Annotated in this window: 22 protein-coding genes and 6 pseudogenes; 10 read left to right on the plus strand and 18 right to left on the minus strand. The window is 68.5% G+C overall.

What is annotated here, in order from left to right; genetic code table 11:
* Positions 1 to 77 precede the first annotated feature (77 nt).
* Positions 78 to 311, minus strand: a pseudogene (locus OHU89_RS51715) (hypothetical protein); the annotation flags it as partial.
* A gap of 254 nt (positions 312 to 565) precedes the next feature.
* On the opposite strand from OHU89_RS51715, the pseudogene OHU89_RS51720 reads away from it, so the two are divergent.
* Positions 566 to 823 (plus strand): annotated as a pseudogene (locus OHU89_RS51720) (hypothetical protein); the annotation flags it as partial.
* A 314-nt stretch (positions 824 to 1,137) separates the two neighbouring features.
* Here OHU89_RS51720 and OHU89_RS51725 read toward each other — a convergent pair.
* The gene (locus tag OHU89_RS51725; RefSeq protein ID WP_351068831.1) at positions 1,138 to 1,620 is read right to left on the minus strand and encodes a MarR family transcriptional regulator; all 483 of its coding nucleotides are present in this window, start codon (positions 1,618 to 1,620) and stop codon (positions 1,138 to 1,140) included.
* 142 nt (positions 1,621 to 1,762) lie between these two features.
* Between OHU89_RS51725 and OHU89_RS51730 the strand changes: the two genes are divergently transcribed.
* Positions 1,763 to 2,869 carry an epoxide hydrolase family protein gene (locus tag OHU89_RS51730; RefSeq protein WP_405653943.1) on the plus strand — a complete coding sequence of 369 codons (1,107 nt, stop codon included), beginning with the start codon at positions 1,763 to 1,765 and terminating at the stop codon, positions 2,867 to 2,869.
* Positions 2,870 to 3,412: 543 nt separating this feature from the next.
* On the opposite strand, the pseudogene OHU89_RS51735 reads toward OHU89_RS51730, so the two are convergent.
* Positions 3,413 to 3,826, minus strand: a pseudogene (locus OHU89_RS51735) (ATP-binding protein); the annotation flags it as partial.
* A gap of 7 nt (positions 3,827 to 3,833) precedes the next feature.
* Here OHU89_RS51735 and OHU89_RS51740 point away from each other — a divergent pair.
* The 4 genes from OHU89_RS51740 to OHU89_RS51755 all read left to right on the plus strand — a co-directional run bounded on the left by OHU89_RS51740 (position 3,834) and on the right by OHU89_RS51755 (position 8,010).
* Entirely contained in the window at positions 3,834 to 4,937 is a 1,104-nt protein-coding gene (locus tag OHU89_RS51740; protein ID WP_405655066.1) for an IS110 family transposase, read from the plus strand.
* A gap of 16 nt (positions 4,938 to 4,953) precedes the next feature.
* Positions 4,954 to 5,964 (plus strand): IS3 family transposase, encoded by a 1,011-nt coding sequence (locus OHU89_RS51745; RefSeq protein WP_405653945.1) that lies wholly within the window; start codon positions 4,954 to 4,956, stop codon positions 5,962 to 5,964.
* Between the two features lie 71 nt (positions 5,965 to 6,035).
* Positions 6,036 to 6,326 carry a hypothetical protein gene (locus OHU89_RS51750; protein WP_405653947.1) on the plus strand — a complete coding sequence of 97 codons (291 nt, stop codon included), beginning with the start codon at positions 6,036 to 6,038 and terminating at the stop codon, positions 6,324 to 6,326.
* 61 nt (positions 6,327 to 6,387) lie between these two features.
* Entirely contained in the window at positions 6,388 to 8,010 is a 1,623-nt protein-coding gene (locus OHU89_RS51755; RefSeq protein ID WP_405655067.1) for an ISAzo13 family transposase, read from the plus strand.
* Positions 8,011 to 8,623: 613 nt separating this feature from the next.
* On the opposite strand, the gene OHU89_RS51760 is transcribed toward OHU89_RS51755, so the two are convergent.
* The 8 genes from OHU89_RS51760 to OHU89_RS51795 form a co-directional block, all read right to left on the minus strand.
* Positions 8,624 to 9,355 carry a hypothetical protein gene (locus OHU89_RS51760; RefSeq protein ID WP_405653949.1) on the minus strand — a complete coding sequence of 244 codons (732 nt, stop codon included), beginning with the start codon at positions 9,353 to 9,355 and terminating at the stop codon, positions 8,624 to 8,626.
* A gap of 224 nt (positions 9,356 to 9,579) precedes the next feature.
* Positions 9,580 to 9,783 carry a hypothetical protein gene (locus tag OHU89_RS51765; protein WP_405653951.1) on the minus strand — a complete coding sequence of 68 codons (204 nt, stop codon included), beginning with the start codon at positions 9,781 to 9,783 and terminating at the stop codon, positions 9,580 to 9,582.
* Positions 9,780 to 9,980 carry a hypothetical protein gene (locus tag OHU89_RS51770; protein WP_405653953.1) on the minus strand — a complete coding sequence of 67 codons (201 nt, stop codon included), beginning with the start codon at positions 9,978 to 9,980 and terminating at the stop codon, positions 9,780 to 9,782. Before OHU89_RS51770 ends, OHU89_RS51765 begins: the two co-directional genes overlap by 4 nt.
* Positions 9,977 to 10,435 (minus strand): hypothetical protein, encoded by a 459-nt coding sequence (locus OHU89_RS51775; RefSeq protein ID WP_405653955.1) that lies wholly within the window; start codon positions 10,433 to 10,435, stop codon positions 9,977 to 9,979. The genes OHU89_RS51770 and OHU89_RS51775 overlap by 4 nt, the downstream gene beginning before the upstream one ends.
* Before the next feature lie 87 nt (positions 10,436 to 10,522).
* Positions 10,523 to 11,362: a helix-turn-helix domain-containing protein gene (locus OHU89_RS51780; RefSeq protein ID WP_405653957.1), complete on the minus strand. Its 840-nt coding sequence runs from the start codon at positions 11,360 to 11,362 to the stop codon at positions 10,523 to 10,525.
* 17 nt (positions 11,363 to 11,379) lie between these two features.
* Entirely contained in the window at positions 11,380 to 12,093 is a 714-nt protein-coding gene (locus OHU89_RS51785; protein ID WP_405653959.1) for a DUF6879 family protein, read from the minus strand.
* An 89-nt stretch (positions 12,094 to 12,182) separates the two neighbouring features.
* A complete protein-coding gene (locus tag OHU89_RS51790; protein WP_405653961.1) occupies positions 12,183 to 12,440 on the minus strand; it encodes a hypothetical protein in 258 nt (85 codons plus the stop codon).
* A 132-nt stretch (positions 12,441 to 12,572) separates the two neighbouring features.
* Entirely contained in the window at positions 12,573 to 12,848 is a 276-nt protein-coding gene (locus OHU89_RS51795; protein ID WP_405653963.1) for a hypothetical protein, read from the minus strand.
* 233 nt (positions 12,849 to 13,081) lie between these two features.
* On the opposite strand from OHU89_RS51795, the gene OHU89_RS51800 reads away from it, so the two are divergent.
* Positions 13,082 to 13,786, plus strand: coding sequence for a PE-PGRS family protein (locus OHU89_RS51800; protein ID WP_405653965.1), 705 nt, complete (start codon positions 13,082 to 13,084; stop codon positions 13,784 to 13,786).
* 140 nt (positions 13,787 to 13,926) lie between these two features.
* On the opposite strand, the gene OHU89_RS51805 is transcribed toward OHU89_RS51800, so the two are convergent.
* Both OHU89_RS51805 and OHU89_RS51810 read right to left on the minus strand, forming a co-directional pair.
* A complete protein-coding gene (locus tag OHU89_RS51805) occupies positions 13,927 to 14,292 on the minus strand; it encodes a hypothetical protein (protein ID WP_266882193.1) in 366 nt (121 codons plus the stop codon).
* Positions 14,289 to 14,552, minus strand: a complete 264-nt coding sequence (locus OHU89_RS51810; RefSeq protein WP_351694255.1) for a hypothetical protein — start codon at positions 14,550 to 14,552, stop codon at positions 14,289 to 14,291. Before OHU89_RS51810 ends, OHU89_RS51805 begins: the two co-directional genes overlap by 4 nt.
* Positions 14,553 to 14,734: 182 nt before the next feature.
* On the opposite strand from OHU89_RS51810, the pseudogene OHU89_RS51815 reads away from it, so the two are divergent.
* A pseudogene (locus OHU89_RS51815) lies at positions 14,735 to 14,902 on the plus strand (DUF6233 domain-containing protein); the annotation flags it as partial.
* Between the two features lie 28 nt (positions 14,903 to 14,930).
* On the opposite strand, the gene OHU89_RS51820 reads toward OHU89_RS51815, so the two are convergent.
* The 5 genes and pseudogenes from OHU89_RS51820 to OHU89_RS51840 form a co-directional block, all read right to left on the minus strand.
* Positions 14,931 to 15,809 (minus strand): Ku protein, encoded by an 879-nt coding sequence (locus OHU89_RS51820; RefSeq protein ID WP_405653967.1) that lies wholly within the window; start codon positions 15,807 to 15,809, stop codon positions 14,931 to 14,933.
* 193 nt (positions 15,810 to 16,002) lie between these two features.
* On the minus strand, positions 16,003 to 16,362 hold the full coding sequence (locus OHU89_RS51825; protein ID WP_405653969.1) for a hypothetical protein: 360 nt from the start codon (positions 16,360 to 16,362) through the stop codon (positions 16,003 to 16,005).
* Positions 16,363 to 16,675: 313 nt separating this feature from the next.
* Positions 16,676 to 17,221 (minus strand): IS1096 element passenger TnpR family protein, encoded by a 546-nt coding sequence (locus OHU89_RS51830; RefSeq protein ID WP_405653972.1) that lies wholly within the window; start codon positions 17,219 to 17,221, stop codon positions 16,676 to 16,678.
* Positions 17,222 to 17,398: 177 nt separating this feature from the next.
* Positions 17,399 to 17,725 (minus strand): hypothetical protein, encoded by a 327-nt coding sequence (locus OHU89_RS51835; protein ID WP_405653974.1) that lies wholly within the window; start codon positions 17,723 to 17,725, stop codon positions 17,399 to 17,401.
* A pseudogene (locus OHU89_RS51840) lies at positions 17,722 to 18,162 on the minus strand (IS5/IS1182 family transposase); the annotation flags it as partial. The gene OHU89_RS51835 and the pseudogene OHU89_RS51840, both read right to left, overlap by 4 nt.
* 301 nt (positions 18,163 to 18,463) lie before the next feature.
* Between OHU89_RS51840 and OHU89_RS51845 the strand changes: the two are divergent.
* Positions 18,464 to 18,887 (plus strand): annotated as a pseudogene (locus tag OHU89_RS51845) (ATP-binding protein).
* Positions 18,888 to 19,066: 179 nt separating this feature from the next.
* On the plus strand, positions 19,067 to 20,866 hold the full coding sequence (locus tag OHU89_RS51850; RefSeq protein WP_405653975.1) for a hypothetical protein: 1,800 nt from the start codon (positions 19,067 to 19,069) through the stop codon (positions 20,864 to 20,866).
* Position 20,867 lies beyond the last annotated feature (1 nt).

Below are 20,867 nucleotides of genomic sequence, written 5' to 3' on the forward strand. Positions count from 1 at the left end.
AGCCCACGACCTGAACGGCAGACCAGGATGCGATGGACTCTCGCTCCGCCTCAGCCTCAGCCTCAGGACAGTGCCGACTCAACGACCCGTGAGCTCAACATGCAGAACTTGACAGGGAAGCGCAGGGCGTGACGGGCCCGGTAGGTCTCGGGCATGCCGGTGACCGCGGTCCGCTCCCGCCCGAACCGCTCGATGATCGCGTCGTACACCTCCAGGCGCCGCTCGGACTCCACATCGAGGTCGATGTCCGGCAGCGACGTACGCCGTTCGCTGAGGAAGCGTTCTTTACCGATCGGCGATTTGACCGGCATGAAGCTGGCCTGGGATGACGTTTCGCGTGCATGTCAGCGACGACAATGCCCAGAGCTTTTGTCTCTCGGCAGACAGGTCCAGGGCTTCGTCGGTCGCCTCGGCCTCAAGGTGTCGCATCAACGCAGTGAGCATCGCCGTGTGCTTGCGCTCCGCCGCCCGCTCCAGGCTCGTGGCCCATGGATCCCAGCCCGTACCGGGCCAGCGCCGCGAGCCGGCTCGATGGGATCTCGACAGCTATAGGGGCCACCTGAAAGCCGTCACGCAGCTTCGCGCCGAGGGCCACGAGATCGGGGACGGAGGACGTGTCCCGCCTGTCCCCGCTGACACGCAAGAATCTCGACGTGCTCGGCTGCTACAGCTCACTGTCTCCGCCCCGGCCGGGCGGCCCCTTCTCCCGCCGACTGGAGGCAGGCCTGGACGGGGGCCAGCAGGGGCGGTGCCCGCGGACGGCTCGCCGTCGGGTGTCCATGCCGACCATGATCAGCCCAGTAGCTTCGTAGGTGTTCGTTGACTCCGTTTGTAGGTGAGTTGTGACTCCATCTGGCGGCCGGAGGGTCTCGTTTGGTAGGTGAGAAGTGACTCCACTTTGGGAGGTGTCGGCCCACGGTGCCCAGGGCCGTCTGCGCGGCGTCAGTCGTGACGGGCGAGCTTGGTCGAGGAGACGAGCAGGATCAAGGCCAGCACGGGGATGAGCACCAGGTCCGAGAACACGCCGACCAGCAGCCCTGTCGGCGTACGGATTGATGCACATAGCTGCGTACGGATGGACGTGCACAGCGATGTGTACGTGCACTGCTTCGATCCGGATGAGGGGGCGCGGCTTGTTCACATGTTTTGGCCGTGGTGATCCACAAGGGCGGCGAGGAGTCGGGCCAACTGCTCGCGTTCCGACGGGGTCAGTGGCGCAAGCACCTCGTTTTCCACGCCGGCAAGCAGTTTGTCCAGCTTCAGTAGTTGCCGGTGCCCCTGCTTGGTGACGGCGATGATGTTCTGCCGGCGATCGGCAGGGTTGGGTGAGCGTTCCACCAGTCCGCGATCGGCCAGCTCGTTGATCACCGTGACCATGTCGCTGCGGTAGATCCCCGTGCGGCGACTCAGCTCCGCCTGGCTGGCGGGTCCGAACTCGTCCAGCGTGGCGAGCGCCGCGTAATGCCACTTGCGGGCGCCCGCGCGCGCCAACTCCTCGTTCACCAGGCGATCCGACTGGATCGCGGCCAGTGCCAGAAGCCGGGTCCCCAGATTCCGCAGCCGCGCGGCAGTGGCCAGGCGGTCGGTCGAGCTCGCCTTGTCGGGCGTGCTGTTGCTCATGCCGCGATCGTACGTTGCGTTAGTCCCACTAACAAACTATCGTCGCCAACGAAAGGAACGTTAGTGTGACGAACGATTTAGTGTGCCAAACGCTGGCCGTCCGAACGTTTGGACGCCGAATGAAGCCCCTGGAGTTGAGACCATGATCAAGCCGTTCCGCATCGACATCCCCCAGGCCGACCTCGACGACCTGACCGACCGGCTCTCCCGCACCCGCTGGCCCAACGAGGTCGCCGACGCCGGATGGGACTACGGCTTCCCGCTGGCGCGGCTCAAGGATCTGGCCGAATACTGGCGCACCGGCTACGACTGGCGCGAGCATGAGGCCAAGCTCAACGAGCTTGCGCACTTCACCACCGAGATCGACGGCCAGAACATCCACTTCGTCCACGTCCGGTCTTCGAAACCGGACGCGCTCGCGCTGGTCCTCACCCACGGCTGGCCCGGTTCGTTCCTGGAGTTCCTCGACGTGATCGAACCGCTGTCGCGCGACTTCCACCTGGTGATCCCGTCCATCCCGGGGTACGGCTTCTCCGGGCCGACCCACGAGCGCGGCTGGGACATCACCCGGGTCGCGCGAGCCTGGGCCGAGCTCATGCGCCGTCTCGGGTACGAGCGCTATGGCGCGCAGGGTGGCGACTTCGGCTCGGGCATCTCGACGGCGCTCGGCGCGGTGGCACCCGAGCAGGTCGTCGGGGTGCACGTCAACTACCTGCCGACCCGGCCGGTCCCGGGCGCCGACATCGAACTGTCCGAAACGGATGAAGCCCGGCTGGACAAGGTCAGGCAGCTGATGGCGAACCGTCCGCCGTACCAGGCTCTGCAGGCCCTCACCCCGCAGACCATCGGCTACGCGCTGACCGACTCGCCGGTCGGCCAGCTGGCCTGGATCGCCGAGCGTTTCGCACAGTGGACCGACCCTCGCTCGCCGATCAGTGACGAGCGCATGCTCACCGACATCTCGCTCTACTGGCTGACCGCCACTGCGGCTTCCTCGGCGCGGCTGCACCACGATGCTCCGCAGCGGATCGAGCCGTGCCTGGTACCAGTTGGCGTGGCGGTGTTCGCGCACGACATCACGCAGTCGGTGCGACCGCTGGCCGAGCGACTGTACGACATCAGGCACTGGTCGGAGTTCGAGCGCGGCGGCCACTTCGCCGCCATGGAGGTGCCGGACCTGCTCGCCGAGGACGTCCGGGACTTCTTCCTCACCCACATCAAGGACGACCACCGGGTCGCCACCCGCTAGGACACACTGCTGGCCGCGAACTCCCGGGCACTCGGAGCTCGCGGCCAGCAGGCCGTTCGCCTCCGATGTCCAGCCCGCCGCGCTCGGCGAGCAGGCATCCCAAATCGCCGTCGCCCGGTGCTGGAACAGCACGCTCGCTACCGCTGGACGGGGAGCCGGCCGAGGTCGCCGAACGGATCGAGCACTACGGCAAGTGGCTGGCGGGCAGCGGTGAGGTCCCCAAGCTGCTCCTCACCTTCGACTCCTCGCCGTTCCTTGCCGATCGGCAAGGAAATGGCCGTTTGGTGCGCGGCGAACATCACCGCGCTGCAAACCCGACACGGCGGCCCGGCTGGTCACCACGCACCCGAGGACCAACCCCAGGCCATCGCCGACACGATCGGCGCAAGGGGCGGCAGGCTCTGACCAGCGACCGGCAACACTGATCACCTTCGTCACCGAACACCTGCCTTCAACACGCCACGTCCCTGTGCACGTTCACCCGTACGCGCCTGTGCACGCGAGTCCGCACGCCGACAGCAGACGTTGGTCTGCGGTCGGGAGTCAGCCGGCAGTCTGCTGTGCTGCGGCCTGTTGTTCGGCGCGGGTGCGGGTGGCCGCCAGCCGGTAGGAGTCGGTGCCGGTCTCGATGATGTTCCCGCCGAACGTCAACCGGTCCACTATGGCCGCGCAGAGCCTTGGATCCGTAAAGGTTTTGGTCCACCCTCCAAAGGATTCGTTGGAGGCGATCGCCACAGAATTCTTTTCCTCACGCTCCGTCAAAACCTGGAACAGCAGCTCCGCCCCGCGACGGTCAAGCTCCATATAGCCGAGTTCATCAATGCACAAAAGGTCGACGCGGCCGTAGCGGGCGATGGTCTTGGCCAGCAGCTTCTCGTCGGCGGCCTCCACGAGCTCGTTGACGAGCTTGGTGGCCAGTACGTACTTCACCCGGTACTCGTGCATCGCCGCCTCCGTGCGCGCGCTGGCCGACCTGGGCGATTGGCTGGTCTGCGAGGGGGTGGAGCTGGTCGGCATGGAAGCGACGGGGGTGTACTGGAAGCCCGTCTTCGCCGCGCTGGAGGGGCGGTTCACCTGCTGGCTGGTGAACGCGGCCCATCTGCGGAACGTGCCCGGCCGCAAGACCGATGTCGCTGATTCGGTGTGGATCGCCCGGATCCTGGAGTGCGGTCTGGTGCGGCCGTCGTTCGTGCCGGTGCAGGAGTTTCGTGAGCTGCGGGATCTGACGCGGGCGCGTACGGCGGTGTCCCAGGAACGGGTGCGGGTGATCCAGCGGCTGGAGAAGGTGCTGCAGGACGCCGGTATCAAGCTGACCTCGGTGGCCTCGCAGGTGTGGTCGAAGACGGCGCGGGCCGTGCTGGAGGCGCTGCTGGACGGGGTGACCTCGCCGGTGGAGCTGGCCGCACTGGCCAAGGGACGGCTCCGCTCGAAGCGGGAGGCTCTCGAGCACCGCTTCCGTATCGAGCACCACGGTGTCATCGTGCGCGGTCTGCTGGCGCATATCGACGGGCTCGAGCAGCGGCTCGACGCCTACGATGCGGAGATCGCGATCCGGCTTGCCCCGCACCAGGAGGTCCTGGAGCTGATCCAGACCATCCCCGGGGTCGGGGCGAAGGTCGCCCAGGTGCTGATCGCCGAGATCGGTCTGGACATGTCGGCGTTCCCGACCTCGGCTCATCTCGCCTCCTGGGCGGGGGTGTGTCCGGGCAATCATGCTTCGGGCGGCAAGCGCAGGGGCGGACGCAGCCGGCCCGGTCCGAAGTGGCTGAAGGCCGCGCTGACCGAAGCGGCCTGGGGCGCGGTCAAGGCCAAGGGCACCTACCTGCACGCGCATCACATGCAGATCAAAGGCCGGGCGGGCGGCTTCAAGGCTCTCGGTGCGACGCGCCACGACATCGTCGTGGCCTACTGGCACATCGTCCACGACCAGGTGCCCTACCGGGAGTTGGGCCCCGACTGGGCAGCGAGGCGATTCAGCCCCGAGCAACGTGCCAGGCGGCTGACCGCCCAGCTCGAAGCCCTCGGTTTCGACGTCACCATCGGACCCGCAGGAACCGGACCCGCCTGAACCCGGCCTGACAGGAGTGCGGCCTCGCGGCGAGGCCGCACTCAAAGATGCCCGTGGGACCCCGGATTCACATCTCAGCGACCGCCTTCTTCGCGCAGGACAAGATGAGGTAGACACCGCCACGCGGTGCCGCTTCATCGACGCGGAGAAGACATCGGACGACAATCACGCAGGTCACAGCGTTGCGCTGCTGTGCCGTGCGCTCGGAGTGCCGCGCTCTACCTACTACGCGCACCGGGCCGCCGCGTCAGCGCGCCGGGTCGCGCGGCGCGCTGAGGAACGCCTGGTGGACGAGATCCGGGTGCTCCACGCCGGATCGCGCGGCGCCTACGGGGCCCCGCGGATCCACGCCGCCCTGCGGCGGGCCGGGCGGGCGGTGAACCCGAAGAGGGTCGAGCGGCTGATGCGCAAGTACCGGATCGTCGGGATCACCCGCCGCCGGCGTCGGGGCCTGACCAGGCAGGCCAGGCGGGCGGTGTTCGCCGCCGACCTGATCGGCCGGGACTTCACCGCCCCCCGTCCCGGGATGCGACTGGTCGGTGACATGACCGAACTCGTCACACTGGAAGGGAAGTTGTATCTGGCGACCTGCATTGATCTCGCGACGCGGGAGGTGATCGGCTGGGCGACGGCCGACCACCACCGTGCCGAGCTGCCGGTCGCCGCCCTGCGGATGGCGGACGGACGCGGTGGTCTGGAGGACGGCTGCATCATGCACACCGACCGCGGCAGCGAATACACGAGTGATGAATTCCGCACCGAGATACGCAAGTTGCGCATGCGACAGTCGATGGGACGTGTCGGCTCTTGTTACGATAACGCCGCTGCGGAAAGCTGGTTCGCCGTCCTGAAAGCGGAGATCGGAACCACCGTCTGGGAGACTCGCGAGGCCGCCCGGGCCGATGTCTTCCGCTACATCGAGATCGAGTACAACCGCAGCCGACTCCGCAGACACCCCGAGTATGGGTACGTCACCCCACTCGAAACGAGAACCTTGCTCAGGCAAGACCTCACCCCCGCAGCGTAAACACCCGCTGTCCAGGTCAAGGGGGGAACTTCACTTCGGGCTGCCGGGGTCCTCGACGCTAGGAGGCAGTAATGGTCGATCCGTCGCTTGCGGCACTGGCGCTCTCTGCCGCGACCACCGTGGTCGCTGCTATGGCGACCGATTCATGGAACGGAGCCCGCAACCGGATCGCTCGCATCTTCCGGCACAACGGGACACAAACCGCAGCTGAGCAGACTCTCGATACCAACAACACTCTGGTGGAACAGGCGGAGGACGCCGACCGCACCCGCGAGTTGTTGGCACCACAGTGGCAGGCGCAACTGGAGGGACTCCTCGGCGGGCACCCGGAGGCCAGGGGCCTGCCGATCAATAACTCTTAGGTTTTCGTGGGCTGTTGGGTCGTAGGATGCGGGGGTGTCGGAGGGGACGAAGGCAGAGTTGGTGGATGCGTTCGGGCTGTTGCTGCCGCATCTCGATGAGCGCCAGCAGCGCCTGATGCTGGGCGCCGCGGCCCGCGTTCTGGGCCACGGTGGGATCCGCATGGTGGCCGGAGCGGCCGGGGTGGCGGAGTCCACGGTGTCGCGCGGGAAGCGGGAGCTGGAGCACGCGGAGGAGCCCGCTGGCCGGGTGCGGGCACCGGGCGCGGGGCGGAAGCCCTTGCGGGAGGCCGATCCGGGGCTGGTGCCCGCGTTGCTGGCGCTGGTCGAGCCGGACCAGCGCGGCGACCCGGAATCTCCGCTGCTGTGGACGGTGAAGTCCACCCGGAATCTGGCGGCCGAGCTGACGCGCCAGGGGCACCGGGTCGCTTCGGACACGGTGGCCACGCTGTTGAAGGCGGAGGGCTTCTCCCTGCAGGGCACCTCGAGGACCACCGAGGGGGCCCGGCATCCGGACCGGGACGCCCAGTTCCGCTACATCAACGACCAGGTCACGGCGTACCTCGCCGACGGGCAGCCGGTCATCAGCGTGGATGCCAAGAAGAAGGAGACGCTGGGCAACTACGCGGTCATCGGACGCGAGTGGCATCGCGCCGGGCAGCCGGTGCAGGTGCGTGCGCACGACTTCCCCGAGAAGGGCGCCCAGAAAGCGGTGCCGTACGGGATCTACGACATCGGCGCGGATACCGGCTGGGTGTCGGTGGGCTGCGACGGGGACACCTCTGCCTTCGCGGTGGCCACTTTGCGCCGCTGGTGGAACGGTGAGGGGCACCGCCGCTACCCGCACGCTTCTCGCCTGCTGGTCACCGCCGATGCCGGAGGCTCCAACGGCTACCGTGTGCGTGCCTGGAAGAAGGAACTCGCCGATTTCGCCTATGAGTCGGGCCTTGATGTGACTGTCTGTCACTTTCCACCGGGAACATCGAAGTGGAACAAAATAGAGCACCGGCTGTTCTCGCAGATCAGTATCAACTGGCGTGGCAGGCCCCTGACCAGCCACGAAGTCGTCGTCAGCACCATCGGAGCGACCACGACACGCAGCGGGCTGTCCGTCCACGCCGAGCTCGACCCCGGCGCCTACCCCACCGGCGTCACCGTCCCCGACACCGTCATGGAGCGCCTGCCCCTGACGCCGCACGAGTGGCACGGCGCATGGAACTACACGTTGCGCCCCGAACCACTCGCTCCCGAACCGCCCCCGCCCAGCACCGAGTTCGGGCGCTTTCCCACCGGGGACAAGCTCCCCGCCTGGCTGCGGCACCCCAGCCTCACCGGACTCGAGCCCGCCGCCTTTGACGATCTCGCCGTCCGCTACCGAGCCTGGCGTGCCGAGCACCCGCCGATCTTCCTGCCCGGGAAACGCCCCGACGGCGGCCCCGGCGCCGGCGGCAGACGGCTCCCCGTCTCCGACCAGCTTGTCGTCTTCCTCCTCAAGCGGCGCTGGTCCATGACGAACACCGTTCTCGCCGAGGCGACCGGCCTGGCCAAGAGCAGAATCGGCGCGACCCTCCAGGAGGTCACCCCCGTGCTCACCGCGCTCGGGCACAAGATCCCGACCGGCGCCCTCACCGTGACCACGGCACAACAACTCGCCGCGATCGCCGGGCACGACCCCACCCTCCCGTAATCCCCATCAAGATCGACGAGTTATTGATCGGCAGGCCCCTGCAGCATGCGGTAGCTGACAGGCGACGTCGTACGTGGCGGTGACCGTGTGACCGGCCTCGGCAAGAGCGGTGGCGACGTCGTGCGCGCGGGTGACGGCCCGCTCGGTGGGGACCCGGTGCCGGTCACGGCGACGGCCGTGCCGGTCAGCCGCGGCGGTCGCTCGCGGCCGCGGACCCGCAGGCCCAGCGGGCAGTCCGGCCCCAGGCCGACGAGGGCGGTGGGCCACTCCTTGTCCGAGGGGATGACGAACGAGCAGGTGAGCTCTGCTTTGGGTGAGTTCCTCGCGCGGCCGGTAGGAAGCCAGGGGCCTGCTGCCGTGGTCGCGCCGGTCTCACACCTCGGCCGGGGTGTACTGGTTGAGGTCGGCGGCGAGGTGGCCGGGGGGGAAGTGGGCGGCGGGCGCGGCGCGTGCGGCTCGTTCGGACAGGGCGTGTGCGGGCATGGATGGCTGGCCTTTCGGGCAGGGCGCGGCATCGGCAGGCGGACCGGCCGCGCCCGGGCGGGCGAAGGGGGACGTGGCCGGGGGCGACGAGAAGGGGAGTGCCGTCGGCGGCCGGGGTGGAGGGGCCGGGTTAGGGCCGGCTGGTGGCCTGCTTCTGCTCCCACCAGGCGGGCGGACGGCCCGGCCCGGCGGGCGGGTGGGACGTGGCGGCGGGCTGGGGTGCCGGGGGAGTGGTGTAGGGGCGGGCGGCGATCGGGCTGGGCAGGCTGGTCTCGGTGTAGGCGATGCGTCTGCGCAGGCTGATGCCGAGGTCGTCGACGCTCAGGTAGCCGTTTCCCAGCGTCCGCCGGCCCAATGGGGATGTCATTTGGGGGGCGAGTTCGCCGAGACGGTCGCTGACGGCAGTCATGTGGCGGATGCCGATGTCCATCTCGGACGCCATCAGGTCGAAGTCGTCCTGGCTTTCGCTGACGGCGCCGTTGGTGCACGCCGTGGCAGATGCGGCGAAGTGTTCGAGGGCGAGTTTCCAGCTGTTGTTGGCGGTCTTGTCGGGGATGGGATCTTCGAGTTGTGCGGTCTCGACGTGGGCGGCGAGGTCGGCACAGGCGTCACGGAGGCCGTCAGGGTCCACGGGGTCGGATGCCTTGTCAACGGCGGTGAGGTCCTGGAGGAAGGTGTCGAGGGTTTCGCTGCCGCCACCGTCGCGCCATTCGATGAGCTGGTCGACCACGTCAGGGGTAGGGCTGGCGGTTTCGCTGCTGGCGCTGGGGGCGGGCTTGGTGTCGTCTTGGCCGCCGCAACCAGTGAGGGAGAGTGCTAGGGCTGCGGTGAGTGTCGTGATGGCGGTGATCCGGGCGCGCATGGTCCCCCCAAGGACGTGTGTGGTGGAGTCGCTTCTTCGTGGGAGGAGCGCCGTTGTGTGGCAGTTATGCCGTGGAGTGACCCTGCCGGGTGACCCGCCCGCCCTCTCATATCGCCGGGGGTGCTGAGAAGGCGGACGGGTGTTCTTCCGGCGGCCGCCCTGTTCGGGGACGACAAGGCGGCCGCCCTGTTGCACTGCCGAGACCGTGTCTCGGTGGCAGGGGCTTACGGGGACATCGCCGCCCGGTAGATGCCCCACAACTCCTCCGCCGTGGTGCAGGCGGTGCTGTCGACCGCGCAGGTCTGGCAGTCGCGGCTGTGGTCGATGTAGGCCCGCTGGGTACGGTTGAACTCGGTGTTGCTGGCCACGCGTTGCAGGTGGCCCGCTCCGCTGCTGGCTGGCACGTACACCCAGCCCGTGGTGCTCACTGCCGCCTCCGGAGAGGGCGCAGCTGGTGGTGGTTGCGGATCTCGACGTTCAGGTCGAAGACGCGCGACATGTCCCCCTCCTCGGCCGCCTCTGCCCGCTGCCGCACCAGCGCGGTGCATACTCCGCAGCCCGTGGGTGGCTCGGGGTCGTCGAGCGGATGCCCGAGTGTGATCGGCGGGTCCGTGTCCGTTCTCATCCGAAAGTCTCCCGGGATGGGCGGCCGCCCGGGGCGAACGCGGCGCCGAGCAGCAGGGGATCAGTCAGCTGGCCGGACCCGTCCGGGCTTTCTATCCACCACCGGCCCGCCAGCGAGCGCTGTACGGGCGGGCACGTGAGGACCCATCCGGCGGGGTGCACGGTGAGGGGGCGGACGTCGTCGAGTTCGTCGGCCAGGTGGGGCGGGAGCAGCCACCAGGCGACCTCGCGGTAGACGTCGCCGAGGACGGGGCCGAGCCGGTCGGGGCCGATGCGGTGGATGGCCTCGACCGAGCGGGTCAGCGGTGCTTCCACGACGCGCCAGTACGGGCCTGCCGGGATCTCGGCGAACGCCTCGGTGTCCCAGGCGTGTTGTGCGTCGGCTGGATGCAGGGCGCAGGACAGGAGCCATTCCTGACCGGCGTTTCGCAGGGCTCGGGCGGGCTGTGCGGCCATGACCAGCACCGTAGGGAGAACCGAGAATCAAGGCGCGCTCTGATTCGCGAATATTCGGCTGCTGCTCCGGGCGATTCACGGTGATGCTCAGGCGAGGTCGGCGAAGTGGGTCCGCGCCCGGGCGATCAGACGGCGGGCCTGGGTGCCGTACACGGCCGAGGAGTCGAGGCTGTCCCACACCCGCCGGTACAGGGCGAGGCTGTCGGCGTCGTCGAGCCACAGCTCGGCGTGCCAGTCCTCGACGATGACGATGCGCTCGTCGTACAGCCAGAACCCGTTGGCCGGCGGGACTCCTAGCTGCGCGCCGAAGGGCACGATGCCGAGCCGCACGGTGTCCAGACCGATGACACTGCCGAGGCGGTCCAGCTGCGCGGCAAGCACCTCCGGCGGGGCCATACCGGCGTGCAGGGCGGCCTCCCACATGACGATGTGGAACGTCCGGCCCGGCTGGTACAGCAGCTCCTGACGGCGCACACGGGCACGTACCGCGTCCTCGACATCGTGAGGCGACTGCTGCAGCTCGGCCATGCGGGAGAAGACGTGCCGGACGTAGTCCGGGGTCTGGAGGATCCCGACGACCATGGCGCCCTGCCACACGCGGAAGTCCGTGGTGCGCTCGTACTCGACGGTGAGGACGTCCTGTACCGGGCGGTGGCCGGCGCGCAGCTGCCTGCGCCACGACCGGGTGCGTGTCTCCAACCCTTGGAGGCGGGCAATGAGCTCCTCGGTGACGGACGGGTGGCCGGTGGCCTTGGCCCACGCTATGAGGTCCTCGGGGGTGGCCGTCTGGCGGCCGGTCTCCAGCTTGGACACCTTCGCCTGCGGCCACTCCAGCAGAGCCGCGAGTTCCCGTTGAGTCTTGCCGGATCGCAGCTCACGGAGCCGTCTGCCGAGCGCCTCGCGGGCCTGCTGGAAGTCCGTGGTCACACGGGCAAGTTACCCGCTCACGCCTGGTCGTACGGCACCGCGTGATGCCACGCAGCCTCGCGGGCCTGGACGTACCGGAGTACCTCGACGGGGTCGGTGATGAGCTCGACGCCGGTCATCTCGTCGGCGTCGTTGAAGTAGAGCAGCGCGACCACCCGCGCGTCGAAGAGCCAGAAGTCCTCACGCGGAAGCTGGAGTTCCTCGGCCTCGCCGCGGGCCAGGACGCGGATGTCCTCGCCGACCGCGGTGTTCCGGCGGGCGTTGTCGAGGAGGTACTGCTGCCCCGGGGTGGGTGGCTCGTCGAGGATCCGTACCCGCTCGAACCGCTTGCCGAGCGCGGACTGCTCGCGCCGATTGGTGCACCACGCGTCCTCGAGGTCCCATGCCACCGGTTCGCCCGCGGCGAACTGCCGGTAGGTGTCGGTCACTTCGTCCTCGGCGTAGCGGCGCCGGGTCTCCAGCCTCCACGCGGAGTGCTTCAGCGTGGAGAACATGCCGCCGAACTCGGCGAAGCTGATGAACTGCGGCACGTGCACGGGCTCCTTCGGGCCGAAGTTGGCGAGCAGCTCGCGGGGCACCGTCACCGCGGCCTCGCCCTGCGCGAGCTCGGCCGGCTCGGTGACGGGGTCGCCCTGGACGACGTACGTATCGGCGCCGGGCTCGGAGTACAGGGTGGGGCATCCATCGTTGCCGGAGTTGGTGCCGACCTTCCACAGTCGCCTGGTGGTCACGGTGGGATCCCTTCGCCGGTCGCGTGGACTGGCGCACCGTATCCCCCCGCGCTCCGGATGCAACAGGGCGACGAGGCTGGCCAGTTGTGTCACTGCCAGTCGTTGCCGAGCACCTCACGCCGTGCTGCCTCGGCCCGCCGGTTGAGCGCGCCCGTCATCCGGAACAGCGCCACCGTGAGCGCAAGGAAGACGACGACGAACAGAGCCTGCGTCACCACGCTGACGATGGCGATGTCCTGGGTGCCATTCGCGATGATTGCCATGATGACGTTCCCGGCCAGCCACCCGACCCAGATCCGGAACTTCTCGACCCGTACGGCCTTCTGCACTTCGCTGTAGCTCGCCATGACGCCCCCTGAGATGAGTCGGTAGGCACGTGAGCATGCCGCGCGTGACGGCGGTATGGGCGGTGCGTAGCCGTGTTGTAACCGGGTGGGTGACGGGCCCACCACCCAGTCAGGACGGTGGGCGCACGCTGCTCAGGCCGCGCGCTGCGCAGTGAGCCCGACGAGAAGCGCCGCCCGGGTGAGGGTGAAGACGTGGCCGCACCGGTCGAAGTCGACACGGGTGCCGTCGCCCTCTATGACGATCTGCCGCGGGCGGCGCCAGCAGGCAGGGCAGCGCGGCAGGGGGACGGACGGGGCCTCGTCCGGTTCGGTGCCTGCTGCGACGATCTCGTCGAGGAGGTCGCGCTGTTGGGCGTCGAGGTCGGCGAACAGCCGCGCGGTGCGCGCCGGGCTGAGGGGAATGGTCATGGATGAACCTCTCCATCGTGAGTGCGTGTTGCACTCCCTGGCTCGGCGCGGACCGTCGTCAAGGTAACGCGATCAGTATTGGGAAGACAGGGCGCCGACGTCTGCCGCTGCATCTCGCGAGCGGAAACTGCCGGGCGGCCTGCATCGGGAGGCGGCGCTGCACCGCCCAGGGCTCTCGGCGAGAGCCGTCCCAACGCCCACCGGAGGCGGGAAGGAGAGCCAGACTGTCCGCCATGGACACTTCCTCAGCCCACCAGGACCGTGAAGAAGCAGAGCGGCTGAGCACCGCCGTGGGGGTCCTCGCCGACTTCCTGAACCGTCAGCCGCTCACCCAGGCCCTGGCCTCGCTGGAGCACCGATTGGAGGGCGCCGACGGGATGACTGTCATGCGGGTCACGGAGGACGGCCACGTCGTGCCGGAGCTGCTTGCTTCAGCGCTCACGGTCCGCGAGAGCCTGGGCCGGATCAATGACCTGGTCCACGCCTGCGGCATCCTCCTCGTGCTGCCCCACATCCTCGGGGATGAAGAACGCATCACCGTCCGCCCCTCCCTCGGCGCCGGCAACGACCCGGGCCGCCCGTACGACCTGGAGACAGACCAGCGCATCGCGGAGTTCAAGCTCGCTCGTTGGCGTGGCGCGGACGCCATGCGCAAGCGCCAGACCTTCAAGGACCTTGTGATGCTCGCTGCCGACACCTCCGGCCGCCGGGCAGAGCTGTTCGTGATCGGCCCCGAGCCCCGCCGCTTTTTGACCAGCAGCACTTCGACTGCGGCGTGGGCCCTGGACCGCTCCCCAGGGGCATTGCGAACCTTCACCACCGTCTTTGGCACACCGAGCATGTCCGTCGCCCAGTTCACCGCGACGCATGCCGCCCACGTTCAGATCACCGATCTTCGGGATCTTCTCCCCGCGTCCGTCGCAGCCCTCCTGCAGTGAACGTCCTCGGCCGTAGGCTCCAGCCTTGCGAAGAGCCTTATATTCACGCCCTCAGCCGCGGCGGCGTGTTCCGCTAGTAGCGCGGTGCAGGCAAAGCCCCAGTCCACGGCGGCTGTCTCCCGTGTTCAGACAGAGATGGTTCAGCTGGTCCACGTCTTGATCTGGGCTGCGACCTCGCGTACTGGGAGTCCGTCTCGGGCGGCCCGGGCCAGGGGGATGACGGTGTCGAGACCGGGGCTGACCGGCAGCCCGCACGCGGCCAGATACGCGGCGGTCACGGTGGCAGCGAACAGCAGGTTGCGGACCTCCAGACTCGGCTGCCGCGCCAGCTCGCACAACAGCGCTGCGGCCTTGTGGTGCGGCTCGGGGTAGACCTCCTGGCCCAGGATCTCCGCACGGTGGCGGGCCTCGGCGGCGACCGGCACGCCGTAGTCGACGACCTGGGGATCCCCCGGGATCTGCTGCGCCACCGCCAGGATCCACGCGAGGTCGACCTTCAGGTTCACGCGGCGTCCCTCGGCGCGTCCTTCGCCAGCCCGTCCGGGAGCCCCGGGTATCGGTCCTCCCCGAACTCCGCCTCGAACCGCTCCGCGTAGGAGGCCAGGAAGCCGGCAGCACCGGCCATGAAGGCAGAGCGGGACTCGTTCACGTCCTGCTCGATCAGATCGGCGACGTACCCCTGCAAGCTCAGCCCGCGCCGCTTGGCCCGCTCCTCGGCCGCCGCCCGCACGGCCTCGTCCAGCCGGATGTTCGTCTGCTTACTCATAGCCCCCAGCATAGCTAACAGCTGATACCAGTGACTAGCAGCTTGCGGCGACTCAACCCGCGCCTCGCAGCAAAGAAACTCCCATCCCTGAGTTCGACGCCCTGGTCCGTACCCGGCGGTGGATCGTCGATGAGGAGCGCCGTGAGGCTGAGCGCCGACGCGGTATCGAGGCCCGGCCGCCGGTGCCGGGCTGGCTGATCGAGCAGGGCATCGGCCATCACGCCCCGCCGGTGTGCGTACACGTCGGCGGCTGTCACGTGGCGGGCAGGCGGTCCAAGGGCGTGGCGCGGGAGCAGGCGGTGCGAGCGCTCGCGGAAGGCGTGGATGCGTGCCCGCACTCCCGGCCCGACACCGACCTTGGGCTACATCGACGGATGATCAGGCGCTCTTTCGGGGCCTGCGGGCTGCCTTCTTCGCCGCAGTCTTCTTCACGGCTGCCTTCTTCTTCGGCAGCTGGTGCACGCCGGCGTCCTCGCCCCGGGATGCCTGCGCCTTCTGTACGGACTGCTGCAGGGCGGCCATCAGGTCCAGTACCTGCCCGGGCTGCTCCGTCTCCGGCGCCGCCGGTAGGGGTTTGTCTGCGCGCTTGGCCTGGATGACTTCGGCGAGGGCCTCGGTGTAGTGGTCGCGGAAGTCTGGGCCGGTGAGGTCGTCGACGGTCATGGTCTCCAGTAGGGCGAGCGCGCCCTCGATCTCGTCGTCCGTCAGCTCGACCGTGGGCGGTTCGACGACGGACGGGTCGCGGATCTCGTCCGGCCAGCGCATCGCATGCAGCACGATCACGTCGTCTTTCACGCGCAGCAGGCCCAGCCTCTCCCGGCCGGACCATGCGTACTTGGCGATCGCCACCTGTGACGACCTGCCCAGGGCCTGCACGAGCAGCTTGTACGGCTTGGCCGCCACGGCCCCGTCCGGGGCGAGGTAGTAGCCCTCGCCGATCCGGATCGGATCAATGCTGGCCAGCGGTACGAATGCGGCGATCTCGATGGCCTTGGCCGTGGGCAGCGGCAGATTGCCCAGATCCTCGTCCGTGACCGCCACGACCTGGTCGCGGGCGTACTCGTACCCTTTGCCGATCTCCGACTGGGTGACCTCGCGGTCCTCCAGCTCGCACACCTTGCGCACCCGCATCCGGCCCATGTCCTCGAGGTGGTACTGGTGGAACTGGATGTTGTGGTTCTCGGTGGCCGACTGCACGTGGATAGGGACCGTGACCAGGCCGAAGGAGATGGCGCCGCTCCAGATGGTTCGGGGCATGGGGGACCTCCGCGACAGCCCCGAGCAGGAACAGCCTACGTCCGACAAGGCGCCCCAGCATGCGGCCAGCTACGCCAAGAGCACCCTGATCGCATGGCAAGGCGTTGAGGGTGGAGCTGACCGTGACCAGAGCATGCAGGAATCGCCCGGGAGACATCCAGCTCCTTGAGAAGGCCGTCGAAGACGGCGTCCGCTACATGGAGTGCCAGTAGGGCCCGCCAGCAAGCTGACGGGCCTCGTACGCAGTCGAGCTGCTGGCGAGGGCTTTCACGGGGGGGATGGGGGTGCCGCCGCAGCAGGCGACGGTCTGGGTCTGGTCGGCGCTGGCGAGGGGTGTCACGGCGAGTACCGCGGCCAGTGCTACGAACAAGCCGAGTACGGCTTTGCGCATTGCATCTCCTTGTCGAAGTGGAGTCTGGTGCAGCAGGGGGACGGACGGGGCCTGGTCCGGTTCGGTGCCTGCGGCGGCGATCTCGTCGAGGAGGTCGCGCTGTTGGGCGTCGAGGTCGGCGAACAGCCGCGCGGTGCGCGCCGGGCTGAGGGGAATGGTCATGGATGAACCTCTCCATCGTGAGTGCGTGGTGCACTCCGTGGTTCGGCGCGGACCGTCGTCAAGGTAACGGGATCAGTATTGGGAAGACAGCCGCCGGCGTCTGCCGCTGCATCTCGCGAGCGGAGGCGAACACCGCGCGCAACGGCTCGCGCAGCTCGGGGCGGAGAGGCGGGCGGCATCGACAATGCGGTGCGGCTGAGCGTCAACATCCGGGTCAAGCCGCCGCTCAGTTGTGTCAGCGGCCAGTTGAATTTCCCCACCCGCGGCCACTTCAATTCCCCACTGGCGGCCACCTTATGTACGCAGCGTGAGGTTACCCCCGGCGGTGTTCGCCCCACCACGGCAGGATCGGAGGCAGGTCGCTGAGGCCGCGGGCCGGCCGCTTCGGCATCGGCGACTCCCCATCGTCCCCGTCCCAACGGCGCGCGTACTGGTCCGGGAGGTTGCCCCAGCCCCAGTAGGGAACCGGGCGGTCGGGCACCTCGCCGAGTTCCTCGAGGGGATCAATACGCTTCTCCGCCACCGTGCACAGGTGCGCCCAGTCGTCGCCCATGTCGAAGACATAGGCGAACTGTTCGCCGGCCTGCAGCCTGCTCAGCTTGGTCACATGGCCGTCCACGGTGCCGTCCGGGGCCTCGCCGTCCCACCAGTCCAGCGGGCTGACATGGGTGGCGTCGGACAACGTGAACAGGTGCAGGTGAGCCAAGTCCCAGCGCGCGAAGGCGAGATCGATGGCCGAGGCGAGCTGCGCGAAGGAGTGCGACCGAGCAGCGGCGAGCACCCGGCCGGGACGCGGCCACAGGTCCGCACCGTGACCGGAGACCAACTCCACCCGGATCGACAGCCAGGTACGAGCCACGTCAATAACCCCCTCATGCACCAGATCCGCGAGTCAGCACCGAGGCTACTGAGTGTGACTGCCGACTGGGGAATCGAGCTGGCCGTACGTGGGGAATTTTTACTGGCCGTCGCTCAGCTGCGGCGTGAGAGGACGCGGGAGGCGTACTCATACCTGAGCGGATCCTCTGAGTGGACGTTAAGTCCGTTTCTGGTAGCGGCCTCGTCCGGGCTGGGTGAGGAAGCCTTGTCGGGTGAGGCGTCCGAGGCGGCTGCGGGTGATGTTGACGGATGCCTCGTCGGTGGGCATGCCGAGGAGTTCATGCAGCTCACGGGCTCGGAACTCCTGGTCGGGGTGCTGGTTGAAGGCGTTCACGATGGCCTGGTAAACGCTGTTCGTCTCGGGCGCTTCGGTCTCGGTCAGTGCGGCGCTCAAGTACTGGATCTGGTCACGCAGTTCACCGGCACGGGCCGTCGTCTTGCCGTGCTGGGCCTGGAGGTCGGCCAGCAGTTCGATGACGTTCACGCCGCCAGTCCGAGGGTGTCGCGCCAGGCCGGACTCGGTGTGGTGAGGCGGCGGGTCATGTTCGCGATCGAGGCCCAGTAGACGCGCCACGCGGACGTGTCGGGCCGGTGATCGTACTCGCGGGCCAGTCTGCGGTGCAGCATCAACGTGCCGTTGACCTGCTCCACGATCCACCTCTTCGGTTGCGGGACGAAGCCTTTGCGCTGGTCGGCCGGGTTGCGGCGGACGACTTCGACGTCGATGTCCAGCAACGCGCCATGGATGAGGACTTCGTCCTTGAAGCCCTGGTCCACCAGAGCCTTCTCCAGACGTATCCCGCACCGCTCGGCGGCCTGGTCGAACTGGGCGGTGCCGGCCGTGTTGTCGTGGACGGATGCGGCCAGCACGACGACGCCGATGATCAGTCCCAGCACGTCGACGGCCAGTCCCCAGGACCGCGCCGAACGTCCTCAGACTGTCCGATGACTCCGGTTCACCCCTGGTCGCCGGGCCACCGCTTCCAGTCGCACCGTCCGTACTCCCTGTACCGCCCGCCATGCCAGGCCACCTCCAGCGCACTCGCCCCGCTGCACACACCGAACGCGCCCATGGCCACGGCCAGTCACGATCACTGTCCACCCTGCGTACTTGTACGCTGACTCAGCGTATGAGTCGCTGACCTGGTGAACTCGCCCAACCGGGCGGCACATTGGGCCCACGACGCCACCCCAGACTCGCCACCATCGGGTTACCGTACGTGTGTTCACCCAGCGGTTCAGCTCGACCCCCGCTCGGCGCCCGCCTCGCCCGGTACCTCATGCTCGCCCAACTCCACCAGTGGGGCATCCCGCATGAGAGCTCACTCTCCGACACCGCCGCCGCGATCGTCGCCGAGGTGGCCGCCAACGCCGTTACCCACGGCCGCATCCCGGGCCGCGACTTCGAACTGCGCCTCGCCCACACCCCGGACGTCCTGTGTATCGAGGTCTCCGACACCCGCACCGAACGCCGGCCACCGGACCCCGAGAACCTGGCACCGCCACTGCCCCTCGGCGAGTCCGGCCGCGGTCTGTTCCTCGTTGACGCGCTCGCCGACCGATGGTCGGTCCTCGCTCGTGTGACACCAGGCGTGTCACTTCCCGGCAAGACGGTCCGCGCCGAGCTGGACCTGGTCCCAGACTGACACCGGTCGATCGGGAACGGTCGTGCCTGAGCGGCGCGTGAAATGTGCATCCAGCACCCGGTCGGCCCTCTGGCGGCAACCCTGAACTACCGTCAAAATACGAGCCTGTTGAGGGTTCGGTCGGGGGAGGGCTCTTGGTTCTGCCGTCTTGGAAAAGCGTGAAACCGGGAAGCCCTCGGGTGAGACCCCGCCGCAACTCGGTCGTTCCGGTACCGGAGGTGCCGTTCGACAAGATGGCCGGACCCCACCGGGTGTACGCCGAACGAGATCCCATACCGCACACCGCTGTCACCCGTCACATGGCCGCGGCCGTCCACGACCGGCCCCACCGGCTGAAACAGTTGAAGGCGTTATCGGGCCGTCAGCAGGACAAGGCTCGTCGCCGCCGGAGGCTGCGTCGAATACCGCAGCTCGGCCAGTACGCGGGCGAGCAGTTGGCCTATTGGGCCCTGCGCGAGGTGCTGTTCGCCGACAAGCGGCCCGCGCCGTCGTACGGCTTCGAACTCGCCCCCGTGCTCACCCACTGCGTGGCCGCGCGAAGGCAGCGGCGACTGAGGGTGGCGCTGCTCGTGGCCGTTGTCGCCGTGACGAGCATCCGGTATCCGTTCGGCGCCGCTGCTCTCGTCGCGGTGGCACTGCTCCACATGGGCCTCAGGGGTGGCAGAGCGGGCCGCATCCTGCGCTGGGGAACGACGTCGATCGTCTCGTTCGCCCTGCTCGGCGGTGTCGTCTTCGCCGTGTACCGGCTGGCGGGGACCTACGCTCCGGTGCTGAGGCAGGCCGTGCGGCAGGGCGAGCGAGCGGCCCTGTTCTGCGCGCTGGGTGTCATCGCCGTATACGTGCTGGACCGGTGGGTGGCCTGGGCGTACGTGCTGGCCGTCCGGCCGGGGAGGGCGGAGATCGGGGACCGGCCGTATGCCGCTCCGCTGGCCGCGAAACGGATCGCCGCGATCAAGGTGACGGAGACCTGGCAGACCATCGCCTACCAGAGGTACGGCGATCAGGACCGCTTCGTCGGCGCGGGTCTGCCCCGGTCCAAGGGCGCCTCCCGCATTCGGCTGAAGCCGGCCGGGGCGGACGACGGGGACGACAGCCTGAAGGCAGCTGAGCACGGCGGATCGGACGGGCTGCGGGACTTCGAGGCCGACGAGCTGATGGACAACGTCAGGTACCAATTGGAGCGGCTCCGCGAGAAGCTCATCGAGACCCACTCCCTCCCCAACTGCGACGTCTCGGAGATGTTCGGTGTGTCCGAGTCGGAGTGGGGGAAGCTGCCCAGCGCACCGGCGGCGACTTGGCCGGAAGCCGACGACATGATCCGCGACGGCCGCAGCGCGCCCTCCAGCGCGGCGTCGCGGCGCTATCTCGCCGCCCAGGTGATCAGCTGGGAAGGGCACATCGTGGTCACCGTCTTCGCCCATGCGGCGCTGGAGGGCCGCACCCTGCACTTCGTCACGCGGCCGCACATCATGACGCCGCTGATGAAGGACACGACCGTCGCCGCGCCCGAGGGCTGGGCCGACCTGGCCGGCCATCTGCTGTTGGTCCCGCTGCATGCCGTCGGCGATGCGGTGGAGCTGACGCACCGGGCGTACCAGGCGGTGCGCAGCAGCCTGGGGCTGCAACGCGGCGGCGGTGAATACCGCCCGCCTTTCGACGAGGGCGATGACGACGAGGACAAGAAGCCGCGCAGTCTGCGTGAGCACTGCGCGCCGCGCGATGTGAAGGACATGCATCAGTGGGAGGACGTGCTGCGGCACATCTCGATCCTCCAGGACTGGATGTTCGCCCGGGTGCGGGTGTTCCTGGAGGAGCACGGGGCGGACCTCGGCGAATTCGACAAGCAGGTCACCAACGTCATCAACAACACGATCGTCAACGGCGACAAGAACACGGTGGTCAGCGCCGCGTCGGGTGGCGACACCGACCAGAAGACCGGGCCGGAGAAGGCTCCGGAGGAATCCAAGGTCAAGGGGTGAG

The organism is Streptomyces sp. NBC_00019 (assembly GCF_045041015.1).
Taxonomy (GTDB): domain Bacteria; phylum Actinomycetota; class Actinomycetes; order Streptomycetales; family Streptomycetaceae; genus Streptomyces.